General features: G+C 30.9%; 6 protein-coding genes and 1 pseudogene. 6 read left to right on the top strand and 1 reads right to left on the bottom strand.

Going from position 1 to position 5,785, the window contains the following annotated elements:
• The 6 genes from ABY298_RS14395 to ABY298_RS14370 all read left to right on the top strand — a co-directional run.
• The coding region (locus ABY298_RS14395; protein WP_372746753.1) for a DNA topoisomerase at positions 1-828 on the top strand (828 nt) is incomplete at its 5' end.
• On the top strand, positions 815-1,393 hold the full coding sequence (locus tag ABY298_RS14390) for a pseudouridine synthase (RefSeq protein WP_372746752.1): 579 nt from the start codon (positions 815-817) through the stop codon (positions 1,391-1,393). The genes ABY298_RS14395 and ABY298_RS14390, both read left to right, overlap by 14 nt.
• Before the next feature lie 142 nt (positions 1,394-1,535).
• The gene (locus ABY298_RS14385; protein ID WP_372746751.1) at positions 1,536-1,994 is read left to right on the top strand and encodes a (2Fe-2S)-binding protein; all 459 of its coding nucleotides are present in this window, start codon (positions 1,536-1,538) and stop codon (positions 1,992-1,994) included.
• A gap of 2 nt (positions 1,995-1,996) precedes the next feature.
• Complete coding sequence (locus tag ABY298_RS14380; RefSeq protein WP_372746750.1) at positions 1,997-4,183, top strand: molybdopterin cofactor-binding domain-containing protein; 2,187 nt, start codon at positions 1,997-1,999, stop codon at positions 4,181-4,183.
• Between the two features lie 18 nt (positions 4,184-4,201).
• Complete coding sequence (gene xdhC / locus ABY298_RS14375; RefSeq protein WP_372746749.1) at positions 4,202-4,963, top strand: xanthine dehydrogenase accessory protein XdhC; 762 nt, start codon at positions 4,202-4,204, stop codon at positions 4,961-4,963.
• Positions 4,953-5,582 carry an NTP transferase domain-containing protein gene (locus ABY298_RS14370; RefSeq protein WP_372746748.1) on the top strand — a complete coding sequence of 210 codons (630 nt, stop codon included), beginning with the start codon at positions 4,953-4,955 and terminating at the stop codon, positions 5,580-5,582. Before xdhC ends, ABY298_RS14370 begins: the two co-directional genes overlap by 11 nt.
• 5 nt (positions 5,583-5,587) lie before the next feature.
• On the opposite strand, the pseudogene ABY298_RS14365 reads toward ABY298_RS14370, so the two are convergent.
• A pseudogene (locus ABY298_RS14365) lies at positions 5,588-5,785 on the bottom strand (sodium-independent anion transporter); the annotation flags it as partial.

The raw sequence follows: 5,785 nt of genomic DNA, 5'->3' as shown, positions 1-5,785 counted from the left end.
GGTATTGGAAGACCATCAACCCGTGCAAATATTATTGAAACACTTTTTAAAAGAAAATATATAGAGCGCAGAAAAAAATTAATTTATCCAACACCAACAGGAATTCAATTAATTGATACCATTCAAAATGAGTTATTAAAATCGGCTGAATTAACTGGTTTATGGGAAAAACAGTTAAAAGAAATTGAAAAAGGAAATTTTAACGCTGCACTTTTTATAAAAAACATGAAGAGTATGGTAGAAAATTTAGTTTACGAAGTTCGTTCAGAAACTGTACGAGCCAATATTTCTGCTGTAACAACTTCAAAAATTAACACTACCACATCGCAAAATAACAAAACAAAAAAAACAAAAGGAATTACTGCTGAAAAATGCCCAAAATGTAAAGACGGAACGCTATTAAAAGGTTCATCGGCTTACGGATGTAGCAATTATAAAAACGGCTGTAAATTTATTTTACCTTTTACTTTTTTAGATAAAAAAATATCTGAAAATCAATATATCAGATTACTTAAAAAAGGTTGTACAGTAAATTTAAAAGGCTTCAAAAAAAATGATATAGAAGTTGAAGGTTTGGTTAGATTTAACGATGATTTTAAACTTATTTTAGAAGAAAAAAAATCGAATAAAAACACAAAAATTCCAGATACTTTAACATGTCCTAAATGCAAAAAAGGAACTGTTATAAAAGGAAATACTGCGTATGGTTGCAGCGAATACAAAAATGGTTGTAATTTCCGTTTTAATTTTGAAGATATACGCAAAAAAGCCAATGGTAAAACGCTTACTAAAGAACTTGTTTTTAACATTTTAAATGGAAAAATCTAAAATCCATCAACACTTTTTAATTTATAAACCTTTTGGTTATTTAAGTCAGTTTACTAATAATGACATAAGTAAACACAAGAAAAAGTTATTAGGCGAATTTCACAATTTCCCAGAAAAAATTATGGCTATTGGCCGTTTAGATGAACAATCTGAAGGTTTACTTTTACTTACTACCAACGGAAATATGAGTGAATTAATACGAAGTAAAAAATATGAAAAAGAATATTTTGCACAAGTTGATGGAGATATTACACCACAAGCTATTGAACAACTGCAAAATGGCGTTGAAATTGGTATTCACAGCCAAAAATATATTACAAATAAATGCAAAGCATTTAAATTAGATACTAATCCAAATTTACCTATTAGAAGTAAAAAAATTAGAGATGAAAGACACGGTCCAACAAGTTGGGTTTCTATTACCTTAACTGAAGGAAAATTTCGACAAGTTAGGAAAATGACTGCTGCAGTTGGCTATCCTACTTTACGCTTAGTAAGAGTTAGAATTGGTAACTTTCACCTTAAAAATATGCAACCCGGAGAGGTAATTGAAACCTTTTTATAATACCCTTTAATTGCCAAAATTTCGTGTTTTTCTCATGCTTTTAATTTTCGTTAAGAATCTGTTAAATAGAATTTAGGAAAAATATGTTTATAAAAAATTACTTAAATTGTTGAATTATCACTAACTATATTAAATTTTTACAATGATTACACTTCAAATAAATGGAAAATCGCACACCATAGATGTTGATCCAGAAATGCCTTTATTATGGGCAATTAGAGATGTTGTTGGATTAACCGGAACCAAATATAGCTGCGGAATTGGTGTTTGCGGTTCTTGCAAAGTACTACTTGATAATTCTCCAGTACAATCATGTATGATTCCCGTTTCAGCAGCCGAAGGAAAAAGCATTATTACTATTGAAGGAACATCAAAAAATTTACAATTATTACAAGATTCATGGATGGAACTGAATGTTCCACAATGCGGTTTTTGTCAACCAGGACAATTAATTGCAGCTACAGCTTTGTTAGATAAAAATCCAAATCCAACAGATGAAGAAATAGATGAAGCTATGATTGGGAATATTTGCAGATGCGGAACCTATCAGCGCATAAAAAATGCCATAAACAGAACAGTTAACCTTAATAAACAAAACTAATTATGAAGAAAATTCAAAATATAAGTAGAAGAAGTTTTGTTAAAAGTATTGGTTTGGCTTCTGGCGGATTAATTTTAGCTTGTAATACTTCTATATTTTCAGACAAAGAAAAGGAACCTAAAAGTATCATTAATTTCAACCCAAATTTATTTGTTCAACTTAATTCTGATGGAAGTTTAATTTTAGTTGCATCAAGATCGGAAATGGGTAACGGAGTTAGAACATCACTTCCTTCAGTTATTGCTGATGAAATGGAAGCTGATTGGAGCCGAGTTTCTATTAAACAAGCTACAGGAGATAAAAAATACGGCGATCAAAATACCGATGGTTCAAGAAGTATTAGATACCTATTTGAAACAATGCGCTTAATGGGAGCAACAGCTAAAGCAATGTTAATTACTGCCGCAGCACAAACTTGGAATGTTCCTGAAAGTGAGTGTATTGCAGAAAATCATTCCATTGTTCATTCAAGTGGTAAAAAAATAACTTTTGGCGATTTGGTAGAAGTAGCAAAAACTTTAGAAGTGCCAACTGATGTTAAATTAAAAGATCCTAAAGATTTTAAATACATTGGGAAAGAATTAAAAAGTATTGATGTTGATGATTATGTAACTGGAAATGCCATTTTTGGTTTAGATAAACGATTGCCCGCTATGAAATTTGCAGCAATTGCACGTTGTCCAGTAACTTTTGGAACTGTTAAATCTTTCGACAAAACAGAAACGTTAAAAATTAATGGAGTTTTGGATGTAATTGAAATTCCAAGAATTGAGCGCCCTTTTGGAGCACTTGGCGGAATAGCAGTAATTGCAACAAATACGTGGGCCGCTTTTAAAGGAAGAGATGCCTTAAAAATTGAATGGGATTTTGGCAATAATAAAGTGTATGATTCTGAAAAATACATGAGTCAAATTACCAAAAATGTTCACAAACAAGGTAAGGTTGCTAACACCATTGGAAATGTAAATAAGGCTTTTAAAAAGGGTGCTAAAATTGTTGAAAGTACATTTCAACTTCCGCATTTATCGCACGCTCCAATGGAAGTTCCCAATGCTGTTGCTTGGGTAAAAGGTGAAACTTGCGAAGTTTGGGCTCCAACACAAGAACCACAAGCTTCAAGAGCAGAAGTTGTAGCGTATTTAGGAGTTCCTGAAGAAAATGTTACAGTAAATGTTACTTTTTTAGGTGGTGGATTTGGAAGAAAATCTAAACCAGATTATGTGGTTGAAGCAGTTGCAATTTCAAAAGCAATTAACGCTCCAGCTCAAGTAGTTTGGTCTAGAGAAGATGATATTCAACACGGATATTATCATACTGTTAGCGCACAATATTTAAAAGCTTCACTTGATAAAAATGGAAAAGTTACAGGGTGGCTACATAGGTTTGCATTGCCATCAATAACTTCTACTTTTTCGCCTGGAGTTGATTATGCCGCTGGATTTGAAATTAACAGTGCTTCTGGAATTCCTTTTGATGTAGAGAATATTAAAATTGAAGTTGGAAAAGCTCCAGCTCATGTGCGAATTGGTTGGTTGCGTTCAGTAATAAACATTCCACACGGTTTTTCCATCAATGTTTTTGCCGATGAATTAGCCGCTGCTGCAAAAAAAGACCCGTTAGAGTTTAGATTAGATTTAATTGGTGATGATAGAATTGTAAATCCAAATGATTCCATTCCTTTTAAAACCGGAAGACTAAAAAATGTATTAAAACTAGCTGCAAAAAATGCAAATTGGGGAAAAGATTTACCCGAAGGTCACGCACAAGGTTTGGCTGTGCATTATAGTTTTAATTCTTATGTTGCTTCTGTTGTTGAAGTTTCGGTAATTGATGGAAAGTTAAAAGTTCATCAGGTTCATACAGTTATTGATTGTGGTTTAGTAGTTAATAAAAATACAGTAATTGCGCAAATGGAAGGTTCTGCAATTTTTGGAATGTCCTTAGCTTTTTATGGAAAAATAACTGCAAAAGACGGTGCAATTGAACAAGGAAACTATCACGATTATAAAATGATAAGAATGCATGAAACTCCTAAAATTAATGTTGAAATTGTAGAAAGCACTGAAAATCCAACTGGAGTTGGCGAACCTGGAGTTCCTGTAATTGCACCAGCAATTGTAAATGCAATATATAAAGCAACTGGAAAAAGATATTATAATTTACCGTTGAGTGATTACGGATTAGTTTAATTTATTTTGAAAATTTAAATGAATAATTGGATTGATTTTCTCTACGATTTTAAAATTAAAAAGCAACCTATTGCTTTAGTTACTGTAACTAAAGTTTTAGGGTCGGCTCCTTGTAAAGTTGCGTCAAAAATGATTGTTACTAAACATAAAGAAATATTTGGAACTATTGGTGGCGGCAAATTAGAATTTCAAGTAATTGATGAAGCAATTATTGCTCTAAAAGAAAATAAAATAAAAGAATTTGCATATACATTGGGCCCTGAATTTGAACAATGTTGCGGTGGAAAAGTTGAATTAATTATTGAACCTATGAATCAATCTCCTGAATTATATATTTTTGGCGCCGGACATATTGGCGTTGAAATTTGTGACATTTTAAAAAATACTCCATTTAATATTACGCTATTAGATGTTCGTAAAAATTGGAAAGAAACTATTTCTTTAGACAAAAGTATTACGTTTTCTAATGTTGACTTTGATTTATACAAACAAACCATAAATTGGGGGCCAAATTGTTATGTTGTAATTTTAACACACGATCATAAATTAGATTTTGAAATTACTGCTTTGGCATTGCACCAACAAACTAAATATATTGGCTTAATTGGCAGTAAAACCAAGAAAAATAAATTTAACAATATGCTAAGAAATGAATTGAATTTTGAACCAGGAATTTCACCTGTTCATTGTCCAATTGGTTTAGATTTAGGTGGAAATACTCCCAAAGAAATAGCCATAAGTATAGCTGCGGAATTATTAAAGGTTTATTATGAAAAATAAACCAGTTTTTGTGTTACTTGCTGGAGGGAAATCTGAACGCATGGGAACCGACAAAGGTTTGTTAAAATTTAATAATAATTATTGGATATTAGAACAACTTAACAGAATTTCAAATTTAACAATACAAGAAGTTTATATTGGTTTAGGATTTCACTCACAACATTATTTTGAAGCTATTCCTTGGCTTAAAAATGCTATAACTGATTTTGTAAATTATCAAAATTTAATCATAAAAGTTATAATTAATAACACACCAGAATTAGGTTCATTTTCAACATTACAAACTGTTTTAAAAAAAGTTCCTGAAAAATCAACTATCATTTTAAACCATATTGATATTCCTATTTTAAATACTACGGAATTAAATGAAATTATTTTAACTGAAAATGATATTGTAATACCTAATTACAAAGGTAAAAATGGGCATCCTATAAAATTGAGTGAGAATGTTTGGAGTAGTTTATTGGATTTAGATGCAACAAAAGCTGATAGCAGATTAGATCATCAACTAAAAAAAGTAAACCCTATCAAAATTTCAACAGTTGAAGTTTTTGATAGGGCTGTTATTTTAAATTTGAATACTAAAAAAGATTGGAATTCTTTTCTAGAAAATCAATAATATTTTTACTTTTCAAACAATCCTTTGGTAAAACTTTCAGGATTTGCAGCTAAATGATATCTAGGATCATCAATATCTTCAATTATTACCTCCTTAAATTTAGGGCTCGATTTATACAATAGCTCTTTACATTCTTCACTTAAATGCTTTAAATGAATTTGTTTTCCTGCTGCTTCATATTTTTCCACAATATTAAAAATTGC

Source organism: Lutibacter sp., from assembly GCF_041596795.1.
Taxonomy (GTDB): Bacteria; Bacteroidota; Bacteroidia; order Flavobacteriales; family Flavobacteriaceae; genus Lutibacter.
This window is presented reverse-complemented; position numbering and strand designations above follow the sequence as displayed.